The following is a 22,112-nucleotide window of genomic DNA, read 5'->3' on the forward strand; positions in this document are numbered from 1 at the left end:
TCTGAATTATCCGGGTTTTTGGCTTTTTCGGTATTCTATTTTATCGTACTTCAACTTGAAGTGCGGAATGTGGGTTTAATACTTACATCAGAAATATCAACAGATAAAGGAGTTTTAGTTGCCAGCGTTTTTAGAAAAGTCCGCTCGTCTTTATTAACTTCAGGATCGTTACGCCAACGAGAAAGAGGATAGCTTTCAGCAAGAATCATAGCATGAAAATCTGCTTGAATGCGAATTCCCTTCAGCCCACAACCTTTAGCTGCAACCATCGTCCTAATCAATTCTGACATCCATTGTCGTGCTATGGAAATATCAGGAGCAAGAGTTCGTGCAGACAGTTCATTAAACACCATCTCCAAATCCATCGCTTATTCTCCTTCCACCGCAGGTTCCAACAAAATCTCCAAGCTGTTGTCCCACTCATCAAAAAAACCATCCGGCCATCGATCAATTCGTCCGTTGCGATCGATTTTTGGCGATATTACCTCAGTCACAGCTTGTCCTTCTTTATTTTGACGCTGGAAGTAATGCAACTGAACATCCTTCGGGTCAATTTTGCCCCCGTGAACCGCAAGGCGAATCCCATTTAAAACATGATCGCTGTGAGTTTCTATCACAACTTGAACGCCACCGCTAGCCGCCAAAGCCAATAATTGACCCATTTTAACTTGTCCTTGCGGATGGAGATGCGCTTCAGGATTTTCAATTAAAATGATTGTACCAGGTGTTGATGCAAGTGCCGCTACAATAATCGGTAAAGTGTAGCTAATTCCAAATCCCACATTAGTTGCACGGTAAGGATTGCTATCTCCATAGGAATATTGAAAACTCATCAGATCGACATCTGATTTGGCATCAATTTTGAGGCGCGTACCCGGACTCACTTCTCCCATCCACGCCTCAACTTGGTCGATTAAATCCATTGATTTTGCAGTAGATTGCTCTTTTTTTATTTGAGTATTTAATTTCCCCTCTGGATGACTGAGACTGCTATTGGGAATAACTTTCCGTCCATTAATAGCCAGAAAATGAGCCGCATATTCACCTTTGATACCCAATTGGCCGAGCTGTCGTACTTGGTAATCGGACATTTCATTAAATGGTCGCGGTCCGATCCGTTCGGCCTGAAGGTAATGAAAATTATTGCCAAAAAGATTCGATTTATACACTTCCGACGTAACTTGTTCCGAGACAATGTTCAACACATCTACCTCTTGGTCATATTTGAAACGCCATAGCCCTTCGCTGTTGTTTTCCCAAACAATGTCAAAACCAATTAAGTCCTCTTTGGCTCCCTCAAAAAGTGCGTCTCTAGCAGTACCCACATTCACGAAATCGCCATTAAGCGCCAACCCTTTTTCTGGCAGTAAGCCCTGTTGGTAAGATTGGCGCAGCAGCAAGAGCGATTGCATGACAGAAGACTTCCCCGTGCTGTTTAAACCAGAAAACAAATTGAGTTTTTTGAATTCCAATAACTGATTTGCAAAAGGTTTAAAGTTGACCAAGTGCAGCGAAGTAATCATGCCAGAACCTCCTGAATTATTTTTTCAATTATCCTAAATCTGTACTCGATTTTTTCCGTAGCCTGAGAGATAGAAGTCAGAAAATCTCGATCGCTATCTACATACTTTCTAAATTTTTCAATCAATTGCTCCTTGTGCTGCTTTAAGATATCAATTTGCTCGTCGCTAAGTAAACTGAGATTAACTGACCAAACTTCAAACAAGGCTTTATTAATTGGAAAGATTCTTTTCTGGTTTTGAGATACTTTACGGAAGGCATTTTCTTCAAAGATTTCCCAGGCTGCAACCATAGCTTTTTTAAAATTATTTTCAATGGCTTGTAATTCTGCTTCCGACATATTATTAACTTTATATAATGCTTTACTCAAAAATAAATTTCTTTTTTCAGCTTGATAATCTTTATAAGATGTAAGTGTAAAGGCTAAAAAACCAAGTATAAATTCCCGATCGTCCATCCGCATTTTACGCAATTTACTCAGCTTAGTAACTTGCTGGAATTCAGTAGATATAGCAAGTTGAGCTAAAAATTTTGTTGCCTTACCGGGGTTGAGAGCATGGCGGAGTTCTTGGGGAGACATCGGCAATCCACCTGTATTAATCCGTTTGAAAATATTATATTTAACTTCAGGAGGTGTCCCTTTTTCAATCAAATAAACTGTAACCTGAGTTTCCTCTATGCGACGCTGATATCTGCGTTCAATTTCATCATAATTTTTACCTTCAAAATTGGTTAAGTATTCTAGTCCGCGTAACCTAAGTGTTTTATCGTTCATAAATTGCTTTAAAGCAGAGAGCCGCTGCAATCCATCTACAACTAACCATTTATCTTCATCAGTTGCATCTATATAAAAAGCTGGTAATGGAATCCGAATCAGGATCGACTCAATCAGTCTGCTTTTAGCGTCATCTTTCCAGATGTTTGCATGGCGCTGAAAGTCCGGTGCTAAATCGAGAGCTTCCTCGTCGATTCTTCTTAGAAGTTGCTCGATGGTTGGTTCTCTGGTAAAAATATTAATTTTCTCAGGGTCATATATCAGTTTGTCTGTTTCATAGGCTTCAGCATCGTTATCTTCTTCCTGTTGCATTAAATTTAGTTCATCAAGTGTCGTATCTTCGTTAGATACTTGGTTGTATGGTTCAGGCTGAGCTACCATAGGGAATACTCCTTTGTATTAACATTTATTTTGATTCTGTATTGTCCTATTAAAACTTGGATGACGCTCCTAGCCGATAAGAAGATTCTCAAATATTATCGCACAAATTCTCTCTTGTAGAGACGCCACGAACCGCATCTCTACAAATAATCTCCTTACAACCGACAAGTTTGCCGCGCCCTTTCATCCTCCGGTTCTTGCCACCCAAAAGCAAAATGACTTACCGCATTAATTTGCGGCGTCGCCGAGCGAATTGCCTGCATTTGAATCTCCAAAGACGGCCGATTTTTAAGAGGTTTTCCCCAATCTCCAGCAATCGCAGGAATAATTTTTGCTCCCGCAGGCGCTAAACTCACTGTCCGCTGCACCTGCGGCACAATGCAGCTTACATCCCCGCAATTTCCGTAAGACATGGCGTGGAATTCTATAGCAGCCGGAAAGGTGTCCCAAGGCTGCAATCTCGAATCATATCCCCCTTGATTTATCGCTTGATTTGCAGTAGGAAAAAACACTGCTCCTACAGGAATTCCCATCCTTTGAGCGGGTTGAATTGCTATCCCCAAAAAATCTAAAATCCCTTGGACTGCGTGAGCAACACTCAGTTTCCACAGGTCTTTTTGCAGAGTGCCGGTATCGGGAAGCGGCGGTGTCGGTTTTGGTGTCGGAGTTGCAGGGTTGGGCTTGTTAGTGGCGGGAGTTGTTGAGGCCGATCTTGATGCGGCATTCGGCCTTCTAGAAGCTGTAGTTGCTACTGACATCGCCTGCGGAACTCGACCCTGCCAAAGAGGTTCTCGCTCAGTTGGATACTGTTTGACTACTGCTTGAACGTCATTAGAATTGATAAATCCTTTAGTCAAATACCGCTGAATTAAATCTCGGCCTTGCTGATTGCTAGCCCGCTGTAAAAGAACTTGCTGGGATGCTGGGCCGTAAATCCACAAGTCTTGAACTTTGCTAGCAACTGAAGCGGGCCCGACACCCCGTAGATAGCGAATGTAGTCGAATAACATTCCTTGCGGTTTGCGCTTGACTATTTGATTTACTAACAAACTATAGTCTTGCCTCGCTTGCGGACTGTAGGGGTCGATAAAGGCTTGATTGCCCGGAACCTCTCCTAAGTCATCGTTAATTCCAGCGTCTTGAACTACTGTTAAAGTTGTCTGATTTTTACCGTTGATAGCGAGGGTTTGCTGTCTATCTGGACGCTGAGAATAGGTATAGCCAAAGTTCATGGTAAATAACCAGGCGTATACTTTTAAACCTCGCTGTTTGCCTTTGGCGATCGCCTTTTCTAACAAATCGTATTTCTCGTAACCGCGATTTCTCAAAACAGAAGGCCAAGCAGTAGGATTGTCTGCAACTGGGAGAAGCACTTGACCATCGTAAAACACTTCGACATAGACTTGGTTGTAGCCCTTATTCACAACTTTGTCTAATACTCGATCGATTTCTCCGGGTCTGACATCGCAGGGATACAAACGCAGCCAAATTGCTTGGGTTTCGGGCCAAGTTTTTTGGCGGCATTCTGCTATTTCCCGCGCGTGTTTGTTCAAAACAGCAAAATATGCTTGCTGAGATTCCCGTTTTCCCGACAGCGCGGCGCGGCGCAAGTCTTCTTTTTGATTGACCTGTTCTGGGGATAATTGGCAATAGGCTGATGTTTGGGCAAAAGCTGGTTGATTTCCGATAAACGGCCACACAAGTTGGCTGATGAAGCTACTGGTTAAAACAGCAGTTACCGCACTTAAAAAGCGTCGCTGGTGTTGAAAATTCGCGATGCGAGTTGGTGCAATTTTCATGGGAGAATTGAATGGGGTTTTCTGGTTTAAATTGGGTGACGATCGCAAAAATGCGATCGCGCTCAACAAGCAGCTACAAATTTTCTACTTTTTTCGGTTGACTTAGTTATGGCACAAGTCGATCGCACAATGCAAATTCTATCTGGCGGCTATTTAAATCCAATAAGGGCGATCGGGTAAGACAAGACTCCGCGATTAAACGGTTTTGCAGTATTTTTTCCCTAAATGCTGCATAAAAAAGCGCCTGAATACAGTGGGCGCTAAAAGCAGGTGATATTTCTACTAAAAATTGTTAACACTCAAACATCAAGGATGAAAGATGAATTATTAAAATTTATCCTCGATCCTAAATTTTGAGATTAAGCTCCTCTGTTAAGAGCAGCTTCAATCTGCTGAAATTCTGACTCAAGACGCTTTTTCAATTTTTCAGGAACGGGACGGTTTGGATAGGAACTGTAATGTCCTGCCAAAGAGTTTAATGCCGTCCGCATTGTCGTGAAAGAGGCCAGCTTGGTAAGAGCGGGATCGCGGCGGTATTCAGCAAAAAAATCGTTGATACTTGTGCGAGCCTTGGCTTGAGCTGCTGCTTTTTCCGGCGTGCCCTCTGGCAAAGTAAGCGCTGTTCTCAAGCTCTTCACTAATGCTAATGTGTCTTGGCCATAATCTCCACTCAGAGTGGCGGGAACATTGGTACAGCCCGCTACGCCGATGACAACAACTAATACCAGGGCTAACAGACGGGAAATGTAATGCTTCATAAGGTGTAGAAAAATGGAAGCGAAAGCGGTAATCAAAATTAACCTTTATCCTATCTCGAATTGAGCTAATAATGCCACTTTCTACAATTTTTGGGTCGTAATACCATGAAACAGAAAATTTGTCAATCTAAAATCTAAAATCTAAAATCTAAAATCGATTGATTTGTCCCGCAACGACGGAGAGAATTTGGGTTTGTCGCAGCCACTGAGCATCAAAAGCGCCTAGGTGAGTTGTAGTAATCAGAGTTTGAAATCGTTCTTGAATTGTTTCTAAAAGTTGATTTTGGCGGCTCAGATCGAGTTCTGCAAGTACGTCGTCGAGCAACAGTAAAGGCGCTTCGCCGACGACTTCTTCAATAAGCTGCAGTTCGGCTAATTTTAATGCTAATACCAGAGTTCGCTGCTGACCTTGGGATGCGTATTGACGAGCTGGGGTATTGTTAATTGTAAATGTAATGTCGTCGCGGTGGGGGCCGACTAAAGTGGTTCCTTGAAACTGTTCTGCGATCGCCCTTTTTTGAATTTTCTCTAAAAATGCTTGTCGCACTCCTTCGAGATTGTCTTTAGCGATAAATTCTGAACTTACTTCAATATTAGCATCGTATTTCACATCTAAAACTTCTGCTGAACCACTAATTGAACCGTGCCAATTTCGAGCTAAAGGCATCAAACGCTCCAAAATTCGATCGCGCCGGCGGATCACGCGAGCCCCCGCTGTCGCCAACTGCGCGTCCCACAAAGCTAATTCTGAACGGGGAATTGGGAATTGGGAATGGGGCATTGGGAATGGGGCATTGGGTATTGGGAATTCTGCGATATTTGGGTCTTCGGGAGTTTCAGATCCGATAAATCGCATTTTGTCAAAACTGTCGGAAAATTCCGCTTTGCGGATTTCTTTAGAACGTTTCAACAGAGCGTTTCTCTGGCGCAAAATTTGGTTGTACTGCTGCAAAATGTGAGCGTAAATGGGTTCTAACTGGATGACTAGGCGATCGATCCAATTGCGTCTTCCTTCGGGCCCGCCGCGCACTAAGTCCAAATCCAAACAAGAAAATTGCACTACATTTAAGACACTCAAAAAGTCTAAATGGCGGCGCAGCGGTTCACCGTTGAGCTTCAGTGTTCGACGCGCCGCAGAGCGAAGAGTTAAAGCTAAGTCGATCGCTCCGGTTTGACGTTCGAGTGTAGCATCAATTTGCCCGATCGGCTTTGAGTCGAGTATTAAATCGCGATCGCGCCCTACCCTGTGGCTTTTTAATGTAGAAAGCAACTCTACCGCTTCTAACAAGTTAGATTTTCCTTGAGCATTATTTCCTACTAAAATGGTTTTGGGAGCGTCAAAGGCTACCTTTTGATCGAAGTAGTTGCGAAACTGCCGTAGGTGCAGCGTTTTCAAATACATAATATTGGGAATTGGGAATTGGGAATCGGGAATCGGGAATTGGAAATTCGGAATTGGGAATTGGCAGTAAAGTTATCGTAGGGGGCCCATTGCGTACCTTACCTATTCAATGGGGAATCTGTGGAATTGCAGTTTTTGCGGATCTTTGCGCTTGCAATGACTTTATAGTGTTGAGAATCTGGTCAAACGCGAGCCGTCTAACGAATAATGAAACATCGCTCAGTATCCGTCAGCCGTTAACACTATTTGCGAGATTTGTAAAAGCGCACAAACAGTTTTTCCATTTCAATCCAGACAAACATCAGGGCGCTAAAACCAAAGCAAACCATCAATTCAAAAGGCGACAAATAATGAGTGCCGAAAAATGCTCTCAGCGGCGGAACGTAAATCAGCATTAATTGCAGAATAGTAGTCACAATTACAGCCCCCCACACAAAAACATTAGTGAAGGGGTTTAACTCAATAGTTAGCTGAGTGTTAGACCGAATTGCGATCGCGTGACCCATTTGCGCCAAACAAAGAGTTGTAAACACCATTGTTTTCCAAGCTTCGGGATCTCCAACATGGTTAGGGTTGGTGGTATATCCATAAGCCCAGGACATCATCGCGATCGTCAAAATTGCAAAAATAATCCCGATCCGAATCATGTAAGAACCCAAGCCCCGCGCAAAAATACTTTCTCGGGGACTGAAAGGAGGCTTTTTCATCACGTTCGGTTCCCCCGGTTCCACAGCCAAGGCCAAAGCGGGAACGCCGTCTGTTACTAAGTTCATCCACAAAATTTGGAGCGGCGTCAGCGGCACTCCTCCCAAACCGATTAAAGGTGCGGCCGCAATTGTCAAAACTTCGCCGATGTTGCTGCCCAAAATGTATTTAATAAAGCGACGAATATTGCTATAAACCACTCGCCCTTCTTCAGCGGCGGCGACAATAGTTGCGAAGTTGTCGTCGAGGAGCACCATATCGCTAGCTTCTTTGCTGACATCGGTGCCGGTAATCCCCATGGCGATGCCGATATCGGCTTGTTTTAAGGCGGGGGCGTCGTTAACTCCGTCGCCAGTCATTGCGACAAATTTGCCCCAACTTTGCAAAGCTTGGACTATTCGCAATTTGTGTTCGGGGGAAACGCGGGCGTAAACGCTAACCTGTTCGACTTGCTGTTTGAGTTCTTCTTGGCTGAGCTTTTCTAATTCTTGACCGGTGAGAACTCGATCGCCCTCTGTAGCAATACCTAAATCGTAGGCGATGGCTTTTGCTGTCAACTGGTGGTCTCCTGTAATCATCACCACCCGAATGCCTGCATTGCGGCACTTCACCACTGCTTCCCGCACTTCCGGGCGCGGGGCGTCCAGCATACTGACGAGTCCCAGCCAAATCATGTCTTGTTCGCTGGTTTCCTCAGAACCTTGGGGCGGCAGGTTTTCCCAGAGTTTGTACGCAAATCCGAGGACTCGCAAACCGCCGCTTGCCATGTTGTTGTTTTCGGCGAGGATGCGATCGCGCATTTCCTGATTTAAAGGTTGTACTCGATCGCCGACTATAATGCCTTTGCAGCGCTCCAAGGTCAACTCTGGAGAACCTTTGGTCAGCATCAAATAATTCGGCTGCTGTCCTTTTTCTGCGGGAAATCCCGAATGTCCCGATCTGCCGGGCACTTCGCAAATCACGCTCATCCGTTTGCGTTCCGAAGAAAAAGGAAATTCCGCTGCCCGCGGCAACAATTGAGACTGTTTTTCCTTATAAATGCCTGCTTTTCCCGCTACACACAGCAGAGCTCCTTCTGTGGGGTCGCCTAAAATCTGCCATTCTTGCTGTTCTTGTTGCAATACTGCGTCGTTGCAAACTGCACAGGCAATTAATAAAGATTCGAGTTCTGGATATTCCTCTAAATTATTAATTTTGGTCGATGTCAGGCGATCGGTAAAATCTCCGATCGGGGCATAGCCGTCGCCTGCTACGGCGACTGTGCAGTCGCCCGTCGAGACTAGCTGAACTACCATTTTATTTTGAGTCAGAGTACCTGTTTTGTCAGAACAAATAGTAGTTACCGAACCCAAAGTTTCGACTGCAGGCAGTTTGCGAATCAGGGCGTTTCGCTTCACCATCCGCCTAGTTCCGAGTGCCAGAGTGACTGTCACGACTGCTGCGAGTCCTTCGGGAACCACAGCCACAGCCATGCTTAGAGAAACTTCTAACAACTCTTCAAACCTGCTGGTATCGAACCCGATGCCGCCGTTTTGGAAGGTAATCATGCCGCCGATGACGACAATTACGACTAAGGTTAGGGCACCGGAGACTAGAACCTTTCCCAACTGATCCATCCGCTGTTGCAGGGGAGTCGGTTCGTTTTCTACTGACTGAAGCATGGTGGCAATTTTGCCCAGTTCAGTTTGCATTCCGGTATTGGTGACGATCGCCTTTGCTCGTCCCTGAACCACTTCTGTGCCCTGAAAAATCAGGTTGAGTCGATCGCCCAAGGAAGCATCTTCTGGAAGTTCTAGATCGGCTTGCTTGGTGACTGCTAGGGCTTCCCCTGTCAAAGCAGATTCTCTGACTTGCAGATTTGAGGTTTCGATCAAGCGTGCGTCTGCTGCTATTTTTACCCCAGCCTCTAACAGCATCACGTCTCCGGGTACGAGTTCCTTGGCTGCTATGTCCGAAGTTTTGCCGTCCCGCAGGACTCTGACTAGGGGGGAAGCGAGGTTTTTGAGGGCTGCGAGGGCTTTTTCAGCACTTTGCTCTTGGAAATAGCCGAGAATGCCGTTGAGTATGACGATCGCAAAAATGGCGATCGCATCTTTGGGAAAAGTATTTGACCGAATGTCCAAAAAAGCCGAAATCACGGCCACACCCATCAGCATCAACAACATGATGTTGGTGAACTGATCGACAAAAATCGACCACGGACTGCGGCCTCCTGTTTCTTCGAGTTCGTTGGGGCCGTATTGCTGCAAGCGTTCTGACACCTGTTTGCTGCTCAAGCCAGCGTCTTTGTTGCTGCTTAGCTGCTGGAGAGTTTGGTCAATTGCTACGGTGTGCCAAGAAGAGGGAGAATTTGAAGACATAAATTACGATCGATCGTGGGGCATAAAGGTGGTTGTGGCCGGACAGCTACAGCCGATCCATCTGGCTGATTAAAGTGAGAGACTTTTAAGTTTTGAGTTCTGAGTAAAAAACTGTTTAACTTGGGACTGGTTTGGGCGGTTCGATGCCGGGGAAGCAATAAGCTTTTAACTTTAATGCGTCTGGTGGCTCGATCGCGCCGTTTGTATGCCTACCGCTGATAGCACTTATCCACCTTACCAAAAATAATGGGTTTAAAGCCCCGTCATAAGCTTGACGGAAGCCCAAGCAGTGATTCTTGGAATCCTGCGGTACGGCCGGGGAGGATGTCAATATATAGATGAAGAAAGTTTTTTTGCAACCGCTGCAGGACAAACAGTAGATGCTTGGTCTTGGGTCAAGTCCAAGGACTCCCCACGATACAAGAATCCCCGCGTTATGAAAGACCCGGCCCGGTCTTTCAACTTCCAACGGCTGAGTTTTGTCATTAAATGCTGATATTTCTGGCAAAAGCTGAGGCTGTGGCGATCGGGTTCACAATCTTTGGGATTTTGCCCACACCGACTTCTGCCGCCATCCTGACATTGGGCAGAATTTTTGGTTTTTTCCCTATTCCCCAGCCTTCTTTTACCAAAACTTTAATTTACTTAACACTTCTTAATAATCCCGCTTTTCCAGAGAAAGCCAACAACGGCGATCGGCCCACGGGACGGTTCGGGGCGGTTCCACCCCCACAGCAGGGCGATTTAAGCAAACTCTTCTTTTATAAGTAGCCTCGCGCATCTATCCTAGGAAGGAGATTTGCCCGCAATTGCACCCCAAATATTTACCTTCTTAGAGAGATAAGTTTCTGTAATAATTTGTAATAAACAAACGCAGGCGAGCATTGTATAAAGATTATCAGAGGGTTGAAACGACAGGCCAAAGTTAACAAAAACCCTGATTGACAAGGTTTGTCGCATCTCATAAAAGGTGTAAAATTTTCTAAGGTTTCTTAAACCTCCGTTGCAATGTAACAATAGTGCAGGTAGCGGAAAGGGAGAGATCGATGGGACCAGCAGATTAGCTGGCATCAAATTTCAACCCTTGCAGGCACTCGTAGCCTGAACAAATTTAACTTAACGGTTTTATACCGCAACCAAACTCAATTAACTCAAATAGGAGAGTTCTTTCATGTTTGACGCATTTACAAAAGTGGTTTCCCAATCTGACGCTCGGGGCGAATTTCTAGCTCAGGGTCAACTAGATGCTCTCAGCAGCATGGTTTCCGACGCCAACAAGCGGATTGACGCAGTAAACCGCATCACCGGCAACGCATCCAGCATCGTAGCCAATGCAGCTCGCACCCTGTTCGCCGAACAGCCTCAACTGATCGCTCCTGGTGGCAATGCGTACACCAACCGCCGCATGGCAGCTTGCTTGCGCGATATGGAAATCATTTTGCGCTACGTCACCTATGCAACATTTGCAGGCGACGCCAGCGTTTTGGACGACCGCTGCTTGAACGGTCTGCGTGAAACATACCAAGCTCTGGGAGTTCCCGGTGGCTCAGTTGCAGCCGGCGTGCAAAAAATGAAAGAAGCAGCGATCGCGATCGCTAACGACCCCAACGGTGTTACCCGTGGTGATTGCAGCTCGCTGATGTCTGAAATCGGCAGCTACTTCGACCGCGCAGCCAATGCAGTCGGCTAAAAATAGCCAAGCGAACCTTTCTTGTAAAGAAGCGAGCATCGCATTTTTGCAAACAATCATTTTTGTACAAAAACAACACAACATTAGGGAGAAACCAGAACAATGAAAACCCCTTTGACTGAAGCAGTAACCGCAGCCGATTCTCAAGGCCGTTTCCTGAGCAGCACTGAACTGCAAGTCGCCTTCGGACGTTTCCGCCAAGCAGCAGCAGGTTTGGAAGCAGCTAAGGCTTTGACCGCCAACTCTCAGCGCTTGATCGACGGTGCAGCTCAAGCTGTGTACAACAAATTCCCGTACACACAACAAATGCAAGGCCCTAACTACGCTTCTACCCCAACCGGTAAAGCCAAGTGCTCTCGCGACATCGGCTACTACCTGCGGATGGTAACCTACTGCTTAGTTGCAGGCGGCACCGGTCCGATGGACGAGTACCTGATTGCAGGTGTTGACGAAATCAACCGGACATTTGAATTGTCTCCTAGCTGGTACGTTGAAGCTCTCAAGTACATCAAAGGCAACCACGGTCTGAGTGGCGACGCTGCAACTGAAGCGAATTCCTACATCGACTACGCAATCAACGCTCTGAGCTAGATTTGCGTGATGCCCGGAATTGTAAGCTGCTGTTAGCTTAAGTGTTAGCGGTTGTTTAGAATTCCGGGCATCTGCGATCTAAGCCTAGTTTTGCAAATACTTTTTTTAAGCAGTTTTCAGTTTTTAAAGCAAAAAAGGGAGAAGCGAAGATGGCGGGATTAGGTGCAGCAGAACGGTTGGGAATAAAAGCATTTGAAGAAGCGGGACGAGTAGAACTGCGTCCCCACTGGACGCAAGACGATGCGAAAGCAGTAATTCGCGCTGCTTACAGCCAAGTTTTCGGCAACGAGTATTTAATGTCGAGCGAACGACTTACCAGTGCTGAATCTCTGCTGATGCAAGGGCAGATTTCAGTGAAAGATTTTGTGCGGTCAATTGCACATTCCGAAACTTATCGGAAAAAGTTTTTTTATCCGAACTCGCAAACGCGCTTAATCGAGCTTAATTACAAGCATTTGTTGGGCCGCGCTCCTTACGACGAGTCGGAAATTGCTTTCCACGTTGATTTGTACAATGCAGAAGGCTACGAAGCTGAAATCAATTCTTACATTGACTCAGTTGAGTATGAAGAAAATTTTGGCGACAGTATAGTGCCTTACTATCGCGGTTTCGCGACTCAAAGAGGTCAAAAAACCGTCGGTTTTAACCGGATGTTTCAATTGTACCGGGGTTTTGCTTCGAGCGATCGATCGCAAAACCAAACCCAAGCCCGCCTGACTTGGGAAGTAGCGAGAAATATGGCTTCGCCGATATACACGGCCTCCACCGGAAAAGCCCTTGGCGGGACTTCCGGCGGTTCTCGCGGCCAACTATACCGAGTCACCGCAATGCAAGGTTCGGCTAAGTTTTCCCCTCAAGTGCGCCGCACTACTACCGAATATCTCGTGCCTTACGAGCAACTTTCGAGCCGCTTGCAGCAAATCAACAAACGTGGCGGCAAAGTGGTAAGTATTACCACAGCTTAAAGTTTGTGTATTGACGTTTTTTTGAAACGTCTTTAGCAAATTAGGACTAAGGCTAAAAAATTCTTCAATTTTATGTGGATATGTAAGGTGTGCAGTGTACACCCTACTTTGAGGCATATTATCCTTAGTCCTAAAAATTTCAAGTGCAACCAAGCATTAAACTTTTGTCATTAATAATTTAGGAGAAAATCTGGTGGCGATTACGACAGCAGCGTCCAGACTGGGAACATCCGCATTGAGCGATGCGCCGAAGGTAGAACTGCGCCCGAACTATAGCAAAGACGACGTTGAAACTGTGATTCGTGCGGTTTACCGTCAGGTGCTGGGTAACGACTATTTAATGAAATCCGAACGACTTACAAGTTCCGAGTCTTTGCTGCGGGACGGCAGTTTGACGGTACGAGAATTTGTACGCGCTGTAGCTAAGTCAGAACTGTACAAAACCAAGTTTTTCTACAACAGCTTCCAAACTCGGACGATCGAACTAAACTACAAACACTTGCTCGGTCGCGCTCCCTACGACGAATCTGAAGTAGTTGAGCACTTAGATTTGTACCAAACACAAGGCTACGACGCTGATATTGATTCTTACATCGATTCAGTAGAGTATCAAGAAAACTTTGGCGAAAGTATCGTCCCTTACTACCGTGGCTTTAACACCCAGCGCGGTCAAAAAACCGTTGGTTTTACCCGGATGTTCCGGTTGTATCGCGGCTATGCAAACAGCGATACATCTCAACTAGAAGGCAATAACTCTCGCTTAGCTGTCGAACTCGGCACTAACACCGCTACGGCTGTAGTTGGGCCTTCTGGCGGTAACGAAGGTTGGGCATATCGGCCTTCTGCCAGAAACGTAACTCCCAGCAGCACTTTCGGCGGCGCTGCGGCTTACGGCAAAGAAGGACGGCTGGTGCGCGTGGAAGTTTCGGGCATTCGCACGGGCGGCTATCCCAGCGTGCGCCGCAGCAGCAAGGCTTTCATCGTACCTGTTGAGGAGTTGTCCTCGCAAATGCAGAAATTTCAACGCATGGGCGCGAAAATCGCCAGCATTACTCCAATTTAGTCAGTTGGCAGTGGGCAGTTGGCAGTTGGCAGTTACTAGCTTTTAGTCAACAGTCAACAGTCAACAGTCAGCAGTCAACAGTCAACAGTCAACAGTCAACAGTCAGAATTACCAATTACCAAGAAGCTTATGTTGGGTCAAATTGTAGCTGGAAAAAGTGGCAATACAGCTTCGGCTGGTCGCTGCTTTCGGTATGAAGTTGTGGGCTTGCGCCAAAGCGATGAAACAGATAATGTGGATTATTCGATTCGATCGAGCGCGAGTACATTTATCACCGTGCCTTACAATCGGATGAATCAAGAAATGCAGCGGATTACTCGCATGGGCGGGAAAATTGTCAGCATTCATCCTTTAAACGCGGGTGCAGAATCATCCCATGAATCATCCCATGAATCATCGCACGATCACCAATAGTTTGGTTGCAGGGGCGATGAAAATCGCTCCCACACAAGCTAGAAGGGGCGATGAAAATCGCTCCTAGACAAACTTTCGTCCACTCCAAGCGGACTAAGAGTTAATGCAACCCGCGCAAGCGGGTTTTGTCTGTTTAGTTAGTAGCGATTTTAATCGCCGAGTTTCCCCAACCCGCGCAGGCGGGTTTTGTCTGTGTAGCAGCGATTTCAATCGCCGAATAACTAATAACTAATAACTAATAACTAATGACTATGGATTATTACGAATCCGACTCACCGCCGGCGGGTGTAGCAGAGGGCGAGTCTTTAACTGTTGAACAGGCGATCGCAAATTTGCACTCCCAAGATTACAGTCTCCGGTATTATGCGGCTTGGTGGGTGGGCAGATTTCGAGTCAAGGAACCGGCAGCTATTGCAGCTTTAATTGCCGCATTGGAAGAAGAGTCAGAACAAACAAAAATCGGCGACTATTCCCTATTACGAAATGCGGCGCGGGCTCTGGGTAAATTGGGCGACAAACAAGCCTTACCGGCCCTGATTCGCTGTTTGGAATGCGCCGATTATTACGTGCGGGAAGCGGCCGCTCAAGCTCTAGAAATGCTGGGCGAGATCGATTCTATTGAGCCGCTAATGAAGCTCTTGGATGGCGGCGTAGCTGTGGCTGTGCGAGTGCCAGGAAAATCGCACCTCGTGCAACCTTACGACTCGGTAATTGAAGCTTTGGGAACCCTGCAAGCGACAGAAGCAATACCGCTAATTTCACCTTTTTTAGAACATTCTGTAGAGCGGGTGCAGTACGCTGCGGCGCGGGCGATGTATCAGTTAACTGGTGAGCGGGTTTACGGAGAGCGGTTGGTAAGTGCTTTGAATGGGGATAATTTGCAGTTGAGGCGATCGGCTTTGATGGACTTGGGGGCGATCGGCTATTTGCCGGGAGCGCAAGCTATTTCTGAAACTTTAGCAGAAAATAGCCTGAAATTGATTGCGCTCAAAGGAGTTTTGGAGCATCACCTCAATCAACAAGAATCTCTATCTTTGTCAGATGAAGCTATCCGCGTTATGGATTTAATGGATAGTTTACTTTAAAGAAAATTAGTTCATAATTGAAATAGGATTGCTTTAGCAATTCTCAATTGTCTGCCATATTCAGGACACAGGACATTCAGGAAAAAGCACTGCTGTGTCCCTACCGCATATCTGTATTTCAGGCAATTGAGAACTATTTGAGCGGTTTTAGCTTGGTGAATCAGCGACGGATGGTTTGATGGAATGAGGGAGGAGGCTTTCGGCAATAATTTTGCTCAAATTTCCGTAAAAATACTGATATTAATAGCTTGATTTGGTAAAATAACTCGTGTTAAAATCACCTTACCATGTGGAGCGCTTCTCAGTTAAAAAAGTTTTGGCTTAGAAAATAGCGATCGCGGAATGCTGCGAGATGGTTGTGTAGCGGCTAGAAGTATAAATCGGGGGATTCATTATGAGCAACGATCCTTTTGAAGGCCAGGTGCAACATTTTGCAGCGCTTAAGTCCAAGTATCAAGCAACAAAATATGAAGATTCATCTCCCTCTAGTCTTCTGTATCTCATTCTGCGAAAAGCTGATTTAGAATTGGAAATTACTAAATTTGAGTGGATTTGGTTACAAGAGCATGAGCTTTTGGAAACAAGAAAAGCTATCGAGCAAGAGCCACAAAGTAAGAAGGAAGAACCCAAAAAACTAGATGCTAAATTTTCTCAACTCAAGTCTAAGTTTAAAGTAACCAGAGGGGTACCCATGTCCAGTGCTTTGTATCCTATCCTTTGGAAACTTGAATCAGAAAATCAGCTAACTAACTTAGAAGTTAAATATCTCCAACAAGTACACGGGCTTACTGAAACAGTTGCTATCGTTGAAGATATGGCGCGATTTGCTGCACTAAAGGCTAAGTACCAAGCAACTGAATATCCAGATTGTTCACTTGATAGCCCCTTGTATCAAATTCTCAAGCAACTGGATGGACGAGAAATATTAAGTGATGTAGAGGCTAACTGGCTGTTCAATAACCAACTGGTTGATACTCTAGAAATTTTTTGGCAACAAAAAGCTGTACGGGAAGCTAAGTTTGCCCAACTCAAGGATAAGTACAAAGCTAGTGAATACCCAGAAACATCTGTCTCTAGTCCGTTGTATCAAATCCTGAAAAACCTGGATGCAGATATGCAGTTGAGCGAGTCAGAACTTAACTGGCTAGAAGAGTATCAACTGAGCGAAACCCTTAGCATTATTTTGGAGATTGAACAGACACGGCACTTTGCTGAACTGAAGGTTAAGTATAAAGCTACTACTTATGAGGATTCATCCCTCTCTAGCCATCTGTATAAAGTTCTCAAAAAAATTGATGTAGACAATCCTCTAGGTGAGCAGGATATTAACTTTCTGAAAAAGCGTAAACTGACTGAGACAATTACTCTTGCGATTGACAAATTTGCTGCTAGTCTCAAGTCCCAAATTCAATCTGGAGAGCCGTTGAGTGAGGCTGATATTGATTGGGTGAAACAGAATGGACGTGATGATGTAATTACTTTTGCTATTGAAAACTATGTTGCTAGTCTGAAATCCAAAATTCAATCTGGAGAGCAGTTGAGTGAGGCTGATATTGATTGGCTGAAACAGAATGGACGTGAAGACGTAATTACTTTTGCACAAGAAAAGGAATTTGCTGCTCTGAAGTCTAAGTATGATGTCTCGAACTATAAAGATAAGACACCTTCTAGTCCGTTATACGTAATTCTGCAAAAACTGGATAAAGGAGAGCGACTGGAACCAACAGATGTTGCTTGGCTTGAGGAGAATAAAATTGAAGCATCTCAACCCAGCTATAGCTATTATGGGTGGCAGGAAGAACGCCGATCTCAAGGGCAGAGACTGTTCTCTGGCAAGATTTTTACAGCTTACCACAAAATCGAAGCACTTTTTTATGAACAGCAGTACAAAGGCACTGGAAATAAATGGAACTTGGCTAATGCCAGCAGTCATTGGCGGAAGGCAGAGCAACCGAGAAGTGCATTGAACCTGACAGAAAATCTGGACTTAGACAAAATTAAAGAAAATAAGCTCAAGTCCGCTTTGCTAACAACTAGGGGCGGTGCTTTTCGAGATATTAATAAACTAGATGATACCGAAAAATGTGCGCTAAAAGCTATTGAGTATCAGCCTCAGAGTCATCATCCTTACACTTTGATGGGAGCTATTTGTTTTGAGCGGGGTCAATTCTTAGAGGGCGAACGTTGGTTTAACGAGGCAATTAAACGCGGTGCTTCACCCAGAGATCAGGATGCGGAAATGAAGCGGGTTGTCAAAAATGCTAAAAATGGGAAGCGTCGGGAAGTTGTGGAATATCTGCTAAAAAAAGATCCGCAGCGGTATGCTTGGGCTAAGTTTTATCGGAACCGCCAAGACGGTTAGGATGCACAGCGCAACAGTTCCTAGGGCGGGTATGGAGTCGAGTTTTTTGCGGATTCGACTCTTTAACCAAGACAGTCCTACTTCGAGCAGGGTAAGCTTTTCAAGTTAATCGCCGCGCCTCACCCACGCTGCAAAAAGTTCGATCGCGCGATCGACTCAACCTACAATTACAATAGTCACGGTACAGTTTATAAGTAAATGGAATTAGAACTAATTCAGGCTGTCGAAAAAGCAGATTCTTCCGAGGGCTTGTTAAAGGCGGTCAAAGCACTGGCCGCGGCTCCCTCAAAACAAGCAATTCCTACCTTAATTACAGTGCTCGGTTACAACAACCCAGGCGCTGCTGTTGCAGCCGTTGATGGGCTGATTCAACTCGGAGAACCTGCTGTGCTACCGCTTCTAGAACAGCTTGACGGCTACAATTACGGGGCGAGAGCTTGGGCTGTTCGGGCTTTGGCGGCAATTGGCGATCCCAGGGGTTTGGAGATTTTGCTCGATGCGGCGGCGAATGACTTTGCTTTGAGTGTCCGGCGGGCGGCGGCTAGGGGTTTGGGGACGATTTGCTGGGAATTGATGTCGGCAGAACAAATTGCAGATGCTCAACTTCGCACTGTGAAAACGCTACTGCAAGCGTCCCGAGACCCGGAATGGGTGGTTCGCTACGCAGCAGCGGGGGGTTTGCAAGCTTTGGCGGGTGGTGTGGCTGTTAAACCGGATTGGTTAGCGGAAGTTTCGGCCAGACTTGAGGAAATCACCCAAAGCGATGAAACGACTTCAGTTAAGGCTCGGGCTTTGCTTGCTAAGAAAATATTGTCACTTGGCTAGGGTTTGGGCGATCGTCTCTTCCAAGTCCCCTTGAGTGAGAGTCGTTAATATAAAGACTTCTTGTACGGTTTTGCCCTGTCTGGCGATGATTTTAAATCCCCCGCGGATGGGTACTGACACTCTTAATGTCATGCGGGGGATGTGTCCTTTAACTTTGTTGATGACCCCAGGAGTGACTGTTTGAATGCCGATTTTTAGCGTGAGGCGCTCTAAAATTGGTATCAAACCGGGAAGGTGGGTAGAGTGGTTCCAAACAAGGCGGCCTTTGGGTTGTGCGTTCATAAATATTTAACCAAATTCAACATACCCAGTCTAAGCCACCCCTGGGGGGAACCAATTTGAAATTCTCTCAACTTATGTATCCATAACGTTACTGTGCGTGTTATTGCGAGCAAACCGAGGCAATCTCAAACCGAGATTTTTGATTGCTGGCGCGCAAGCTGAGATTTGATGGTGCAGAATTGTCCTGTACTTTTTGATGTTGTGGGTTGCTAACTGTCGGTTTTTCTAGTTGAGTGGCGATCGCCCCGATGATTTCTGTGACACTGCAAGGTTTCTGGAGATAGCCGTCTGCTTTGAGTTCCAGGACTTTTTCCATCTCCGAGGCTGTCATAAAAATAAACGGAATGCTGGCAGTTGCAGGGTGCGATCGCACGGCTGCGAATACTTCAAAACCGTTTAGTTCCGGCATCATGACATCAGACAAAATTAAATCGGGAATTTGGGCAGCTAACTGGATACCAACTTTTCCATTTTCAGCGCCTACAGCTTCAAAACCGCGCGATGCCAGAAGTTCTAATACGGTTTCTCGAATTAAGTTATTGTCTTCAATTACTAATATTTTGGTCATTGTTGTTACTTTTATGTTGGTTTTATTTTTACTTGTATGTTAAATTTATACCACCCGTATTTTCATAAATTCAAGTGGGCTATTGCAGCGACCCAGTTTTCGCAGCCCCCAAGCGATCGCGCTTCATCAAAATCTTTCATAAATCACTAAAACAGATTAGGAAAAATATCATGAAATTTATCAGCCCTAAAACAGACTTTGCCTTCAAAAAAATCTTTGGTTCCACCGACAGCCAAGACATCCTCATCAGCTTCTTAAATGCTCTAATTTACGCCGGTGAGCCAATCATCCAAGACTTGCAAATTATTGACCCTTACTCGGCTGCTACCGTTAGCGGACTCAAAGATAGTTATTTGGATGTGAAAGCTCGAATTACCGGCAACAAGACGGTAATTATTGAAATGCAAGTTCTGAATGTAGCCGCTTTTGAAAAACGAGTCATCTACAACCTAGCCAAAACCTATGCCAACCAACTCAAAATTAGAGAAGGTTATCCGAGATTAAAACCAGTAATTGCTTTGACGATTACCGATTTTGAAATGTTTAAAGAACAACCTGATGTTATTTCTCATTTCGTTTTCAAAGAAAAAGAGAAACTATTTGATTATCCCCATCTCCAAGTAGAAATGTTTTTTGTCGAGTTGCCGAAGTTCAAAAAAGACTTAGATGAACTCACAAGTTTGACTGATAAATGGATTTATTTTATGAAGCACACTCCCGATCTAGAAACAATCCCAGCCACAATGGAAACAGTTCCAGAACTAGAAAAAGCTTTTCAAATTGCCAATGAAGCTAACTTAAGCTTGAAAGAGTTCCAGGATATGGAAGCCCAAGAAGCGGCGATCGAAGAACAGCGGGGAATAGTTTCTAGAGGTATAGAAGAAGGTTTGGAGCGAGCTAGGGCTCAATTGATGCAAGAAGGCCGTCAAGCAGGGATGCAAGAAGGGATTAGAGCAGGCCAAAGAGCATTAATTTTGCGTCTGCTGGAGCGACGACTAGGAGCAGTTAATCCCGATTTAGTTTCGCGGATTGGGGAATTATCGGTTGAGCAATTAGAGAATTTGGTAGAGGAGGTAGTCGGATTTTCTAGTTTATCCGATTTAATGGTTTGGTTGGATAGAGCAGAATAAGGGACAGAGCGATCGCTGTGAGGTTTTTTTAGGTCGAGCTACTTATAAACAGCGATATTCACAAATTTCGGGCGATCGGGTAAAATATAACTTAGTGTATCGCTATTAAGTGAGGAAAAAGATATGTCAGAATTTCTCGACTTTCTCCGACATCAGTTTGCCTACGTTGCCATTGGCGAATTTAAACCAGGAAAATTTGAAGCGGCAGAACAACTTTTTGAAAAAGCCGTTGCAACTTATGCCACAGGTTTTAAGGGAGCATATCTGCTGCAATTGCCCAATACAGACAAAGGTATTGCCATCATTTTTTGGGAAAGCGTAGAAGATATGGCAGCCAATCAAAGCGAAGCTTATCAGGAAATATTGAAGCAGATGGCGCCTTTGTTTGCGAAAATACCAGACACTGATGTTTATGAAATAGTCAGTGAAATTCAGCCCAAAGGTGAATAATTAAAAATCATGCAACCGGCGCGTCATTCCCATTCCCATCGGCGTCTTTCGCCCGACTCCGCTATAAAGCGCAAAATCTGCTAAAGTGTTAATTTGCTTGATAGTAGCAGGAGCTATATCTCCCATAATTCGGTAACTAATATCGCCGACGCAGCCAATAAATTTACTGCGAGAATCCGTACTAACTTCTGTTCTGATATCGAAGAAACTGGGAAAAATAGCTTCTGTGAAAGTAGGTTCGATCGCAATCCGGCTGTACTTGTTCCAGCGGTTCGCTAAACTGCCAAAAATACTCTCACGAGTGGGCATAGCACTATCGTATACACCTTGCCTAAAATTAGTAGGAGTGCAAAAACTAAAAGCAATTTGGCGCTCAGTTTCCGAAGCTCTATCGAACAATTCGGCGTAAGTACAAAAGTTTACCCAAGGCTGGTTTGATTGCGGTTCGCTCAAAATATTAGTAATGTATATATTTGTCGGGCCGAGATGCCAAGGGCGAGCGAAATTGAGTTGCTGCCAAAGTTGAGTTAGGCGATCGAACAAACCGTCATCCAGCAGAGAAATTCGCCACCAAATCGGCGTATTTTCCTGAATTGCTTGCTTGTGTTCCCACTGTACAGCCGGAGATATTGTGCGGGAAGCCGGAGGCAAAACTCTCTTTTGTGGCTGGGGCGTGCTGCTTTTGTAAGCCTCTTTTCTGCTTAGTTGAAAAGGGCTTAAAGTGAAAGCTTTTTCATGAGATTGGTCGTGCAGGTACGCGCTCAAATCGCTGTCTACAGCACTCACAAGGTTCAAAAATAAAGCGTGGAGATGCCGCCCCGTTAAAAACTGAGATGGAATTGGTGCAACTGGCCGCAGGTTTAAAACAAGGCTGTGGGGCATTTTTAAATTATATACTGTGTCTGTATCGCCTTTCTCAGTAACATGAGGTGCTCACGCGGGCATAGGGCATAGGGCATAGGGCATAGGGCATAGGGCATAGGGCA

At 45.2% G+C, this 22,112-nt stretch carries 22 protein-coding genes; 11 read left to right on the forward strand and 11 right to left on the reverse strand.

The window, feature by feature from the left end:
• Positions 1-50 precede the first annotated feature (50 nt).
• The 8 genes from QUA16_RS27470 to QUA16_RS27505 all read right to left on the reverse strand — a co-directional run bounded on the left by QUA16_RS27470 (position 51) and on the right by QUA16_RS27505 (position 10,032).
• Positions 51-365, reverse strand: coding sequence for a hypothetical protein (locus QUA16_RS27470; protein WP_333107400.1), 315 nt, complete (start codon positions 363-365; stop codon positions 51-53).
• Positions 366-368: 3 nt separating this feature from the next.
• Complete coding sequence (locus QUA16_RS27475) at positions 369-1,523, reverse strand: DUF3696 domain-containing protein (protein WP_333107402.1); 1,155 nt, start codon at positions 1,521-1,523, stop codon at positions 369-371.
• Complete coding sequence (locus QUA16_RS27480; protein WP_333107403.1) at positions 1,520-2,677, reverse strand: DUF262 domain-containing protein; 1,158 nt, start codon at positions 2,675-2,677, stop codon at positions 1,520-1,522. Before QUA16_RS27480 ends, QUA16_RS27475 begins: the two co-directional genes overlap by 4 nt.
• Before the next feature lie 155 nt (positions 2,678-2,832).
• Positions 2,833-4,476, reverse strand: a complete 1,644-nt coding sequence (locus QUA16_RS27485) for a family 10 glycosylhydrolase (RefSeq protein ID WP_333107405.1) — start codon at positions 4,474-4,476, stop codon at positions 2,833-2,835.
• Positions 4,477-4,835: 359 nt separating this feature from the next.
• The gene (gene psb27 / locus QUA16_RS27490) at positions 4,836-5,234 is read right to left on the reverse strand and encodes a photosystem II protein Psb27 (RefSeq protein ID WP_333107406.1); all 399 of its coding nucleotides are present in this window, start codon (positions 5,232-5,234) and stop codon (positions 4,836-4,838) included.
• Positions 5,235-5,382: 148 nt separating this feature from the next.
• Complete coding sequence (locus QUA16_RS27495; RefSeq protein ID WP_333107408.1) at positions 5,383-6,636, reverse strand: DNA replication/repair protein RecF; 1,254 nt, start codon at positions 6,634-6,636, stop codon at positions 5,383-5,385.
• A 242-nt stretch (positions 6,637-6,878) separates the two neighbouring features.
• Positions 6,879-9,701, reverse strand: a complete 2,823-nt coding sequence (locus QUA16_RS27500; RefSeq protein WP_333107410.1) for a cation-transporting P-type ATPase — start codon at positions 9,699-9,701, stop codon at positions 6,879-6,881.
• A 115-nt stretch (positions 9,702-9,816) separates the two neighbouring features.
• Positions 9,817-10,032 carry a hypothetical protein gene (locus QUA16_RS27505; RefSeq protein ID WP_333181490.1) on the reverse strand — a complete coding sequence of 72 codons (216 nt, stop codon included), beginning with the start codon at positions 10,030-10,032 and terminating at the stop codon, positions 9,817-9,819.
• A gap of 158 nt (positions 10,033-10,190) precedes the next feature.
• Here QUA16_RS27505 and QUA16_RS27510 point away from each other — a divergent pair, with 158 nt between their 5' ends.
• The 9 genes from QUA16_RS27510 (at position 10,191) to QUA16_RS27550 (ending at position 18,696) form a co-directional block, all read left to right on the forward strand.
• The gene (locus QUA16_RS27510) at positions 10,191-10,472 is read left to right on the forward strand and encodes a hypothetical protein (RefSeq protein WP_333107412.1); all 282 of its coding nucleotides are present in this window, start codon (positions 10,191-10,193) and stop codon (positions 10,470-10,472) included.
• Positions 10,473-10,872: 400 nt separating this feature from the next.
• Positions 10,873-11,391, forward strand: a complete 519-nt coding sequence (locus tag QUA16_RS27515) for a phycocyanin subunit beta (protein WP_333037001.1) — start codon at positions 10,873-10,875, stop codon at positions 11,389-11,391.
• Between the two features lie 102 nt (positions 11,392-11,493).
• On the forward strand, positions 11,494-11,982 hold the full coding sequence (gene cpcA, locus QUA16_RS27520; protein ID WP_006631256.1) for a phycocyanin subunit alpha: 489 nt from the start codon (positions 11,494-11,496) through the stop codon (positions 11,980-11,982).
• 149 nt (positions 11,983-12,131) lie between these two features.
• Entirely contained in the window at positions 12,132-12,947 is an 816-nt protein-coding gene (locus tag QUA16_RS27525) for a phycobilisome linker polypeptide (RefSeq protein WP_333107414.1), read from the forward strand.
• A 193-nt stretch (positions 12,948-13,140) separates the two neighbouring features.
• Positions 13,141-14,010, forward strand: coding sequence for a phycobilisome linker polypeptide (locus QUA16_RS27530; protein ID WP_333107416.1), 870 nt, complete (start codon positions 13,141-13,143; stop codon positions 14,008-14,010).
• A 129-nt stretch (positions 14,011-14,139) separates the two neighbouring features.
• The gene (locus QUA16_RS27535; RefSeq protein WP_333107417.1) at positions 14,140-14,424 is read left to right on the forward strand and encodes a phycobilisome linker polypeptide; all 285 of its coding nucleotides are present in this window, start codon (positions 14,140-14,142) and stop codon (positions 14,422-14,424) included.
• A 245-nt stretch (positions 14,425-14,669) separates the two neighbouring features.
• Positions 14,670-15,509: a HEAT repeat domain-containing protein gene (locus QUA16_RS27540; protein ID WP_333107418.1), complete on the forward strand. Its 840-nt coding sequence runs from the start codon at positions 14,670-14,672 to the stop codon at positions 15,507-15,509.
• A gap of 394 nt (positions 15,510-15,903) precedes the next feature.
• Positions 15,904-17,871, forward strand: coding sequence for a hypothetical protein (locus QUA16_RS27545; protein ID WP_333107419.1), 1,968 nt, complete (start codon positions 15,904-15,906; stop codon positions 17,869-17,871).
• Positions 17,872-18,069: 198 nt separating this feature from the next.
• Positions 18,070-18,696 (forward strand): HEAT repeat domain-containing protein, encoded by a 627-nt coding sequence (locus QUA16_RS27550; protein WP_333107420.1) that lies wholly within the window; start codon positions 18,070-18,072, stop codon positions 18,694-18,696.
• Here QUA16_RS27550 and QUA16_RS27555 read toward each other — a convergent pair.
• Together QUA16_RS27555 and QUA16_RS27560 are read right to left on the reverse strand one after the other, a co-directional pair.
• On the reverse strand, positions 18,685-18,978 hold the full coding sequence (locus tag QUA16_RS27555; protein WP_333107423.1) for a DUF2103 domain-containing protein: 294 nt from the start codon (positions 18,976-18,978) through the stop codon (positions 18,685-18,687). The genes QUA16_RS27550 and QUA16_RS27555 overlap by 12 nt on opposite strands.
• 100 nt (positions 18,979-19,078) lie before the next feature.
• Entirely contained in the window at positions 19,079-19,546 is a 468-nt protein-coding gene (locus QUA16_RS27560; RefSeq protein ID WP_333107425.1) for a response regulator, read from the reverse strand.
• Between the two features lie 170 nt (positions 19,547-19,716).
• Here QUA16_RS27560 and QUA16_RS27565 point away from each other — a divergent pair, with 170 nt between their 5' ends.
• Positions 19,717-20,676: an Rpn family recombination-promoting nuclease/putative transposase gene (locus QUA16_RS27565; protein ID WP_333107427.1), complete on the forward strand. Its 960-nt coding sequence runs from the start codon at positions 19,717-19,719 to the stop codon at positions 20,674-20,676.
• A 123-nt stretch (positions 20,677-20,799) separates the two neighbouring features.
• Positions 20,800-21,126, forward strand: coding sequence for an antibiotic biosynthesis monooxygenase (locus QUA16_RS27570; protein ID WP_333107428.1), 327 nt, complete (start codon positions 20,800-20,802; stop codon positions 21,124-21,126).
• Here the strand turns inward: QUA16_RS27570 and cas6 are convergent, their stop codons facing one another.
• Positions 21,127-22,008: a CRISPR-associated endoribonuclease Cas6 gene (gene cas6 / locus QUA16_RS27575; RefSeq protein WP_333107430.1), complete on the reverse strand. Its 882-nt coding sequence runs from the start codon at positions 22,006-22,008 to the stop codon at positions 21,127-21,129. It lies immediately after the preceding gene.
• Positions 22,009-22,112 lie beyond the last annotated feature (104 nt).

It is taken from the genome of Microcoleus sp. S13_C3, from assembly GCF_036700905.1.
In the GTDB taxonomy this organism is placed as follows: Bacteria; Cyanobacteriota; Cyanobacteriia; order Cyanobacteriales; family Microcoleaceae; genus Microcoleus.

What these genes read in the sequence shown, in the direction of transcription:
- QUA16_RS27510 (WP_333107412.1), top strand. Translation starts at nt 10,191, where the DNA reads ATGCTGATATTTCTGGCAAAAGCTGAGGCTGTGGCGATCGGGTTCACA.
- QUA16_RS27485 (WP_333107405.1), bottom strand. Translation starts at nt 4,476, where the DNA reads ATGAAAATTGCACCAACTCGCATCGCGAATTTTCAACACCAGCGACGC.
- QUA16_RS27555 (WP_333107423.1), bottom strand. Translation starts at nt 18,978, where the DNA reads ATGAACGCACAACCCAAAGGCCGCCTTGTTTGGAACCACTCTACCCAC.
- QUA16_RS27500 (WP_333107410.1), bottom strand. Translation starts at nt 9,701, where the DNA reads ATGTCTTCAAATTCTCCCTCTTCTTGGCACACCGTAGCAATTGACCAA.
- QUA16_RS27480 (WP_333107403.1), bottom strand. Translation starts at nt 2,677, where the DNA reads ATGGTAGCTCAGCCTGAACCATACAACCAAGTATCTAACGAAGATACG.
- psb27 (WP_333107406.1), bottom strand. Translation starts at nt 5,234, where the DNA reads ATGAAGCATTACATTTCCCGTCTGTTAGCCCTGGTATTAGTTGTTGTC.
- QUA16_RS27470 (WP_333107400.1), bottom strand. Translation starts at nt 365, where the DNA reads ATGGATTTGGAGATGGTGTTTAATGAACTGTCTGCACGAACTCTTGCT.
- QUA16_RS27535 (WP_333107417.1), top strand. Translation starts at nt 14,140, where the DNA reads ATGTTGGGTCAAATTGTAGCTGGAAAAAGTGGCAATACAGCTTCGGCT.
- cas6 (WP_333107430.1), bottom strand. Translation starts at nt 22,008, where the DNA reads ATGCCCCACAGCCTTGTTTTAAACCTGCGGCCAGTTGCACCAATTCCA.
- QUA16_RS27570 (WP_333107428.1), top strand. Translation starts at nt 20,800, where the DNA reads ATGTCAGAATTTCTCGACTTTCTCCGACATCAGTTTGCCTACGTTGCC.
- QUA16_RS27565 (WP_333107427.1), top strand. Translation starts at nt 19,717, where the DNA reads ATGAAATTTATCAGCCCTAAAACAGACTTTGCCTTCAAAAAAATCTTT.
- QUA16_RS27525 (WP_333107414.1), top strand. Translation starts at nt 12,132, where the DNA reads ATGGCGGGATTAGGTGCAGCAGAACGGTTGGGAATAAAAGCATTTGAA.
- cpcA (WP_006631256.1), top strand. Translation starts at nt 11,494, where the DNA reads ATGAAAACCCCTTTGACTGAAGCAGTAACCGCAGCCGATTCTCAAGGC.
- QUA16_RS27475 (WP_333107402.1), bottom strand. Translation starts at nt 1,523, where the DNA reads ATGATTACTTCGCTGCACTTGGTCAACTTTAAACCTTTTGCAAATCAG.
- QUA16_RS27495 (WP_333107408.1), bottom strand. Translation starts at nt 6,636, where the DNA reads ATGTATTTGAAAACGCTGCACCTACGGCAGTTTCGCAACTACTTCGAT.
- QUA16_RS27540 (WP_333107418.1), top strand. Translation starts at nt 14,670, where the DNA reads ATGACTATGGATTATTACGAATCCGACTCACCGCCGGCGGGTGTAGCA.
- QUA16_RS27550 (WP_333107420.1), top strand. Translation starts at nt 18,070, where the DNA reads ATGGAATTAGAACTAATTCAGGCTGTCGAAAAAGCAGATTCTTCCGAG.
- QUA16_RS27515 (WP_333037001.1), top strand. Translation starts at nt 10,873, where the DNA reads ATGTTTGACGCATTTACAAAAGTGGTTTCCCAATCTGACGCTCGGGGC.
- QUA16_RS27560 (WP_333107425.1), bottom strand. Translation starts at nt 19,546, where the DNA reads ATGACCAAAATATTAGTAATTGAAGACAATAACTTAATTCGAGAAACC.
- QUA16_RS27545 (WP_333107419.1), top strand. Translation starts at nt 15,904, where the DNA reads ATGAGCAACGATCCTTTTGAAGGCCAGGTGCAACATTTTGCAGCGCTT.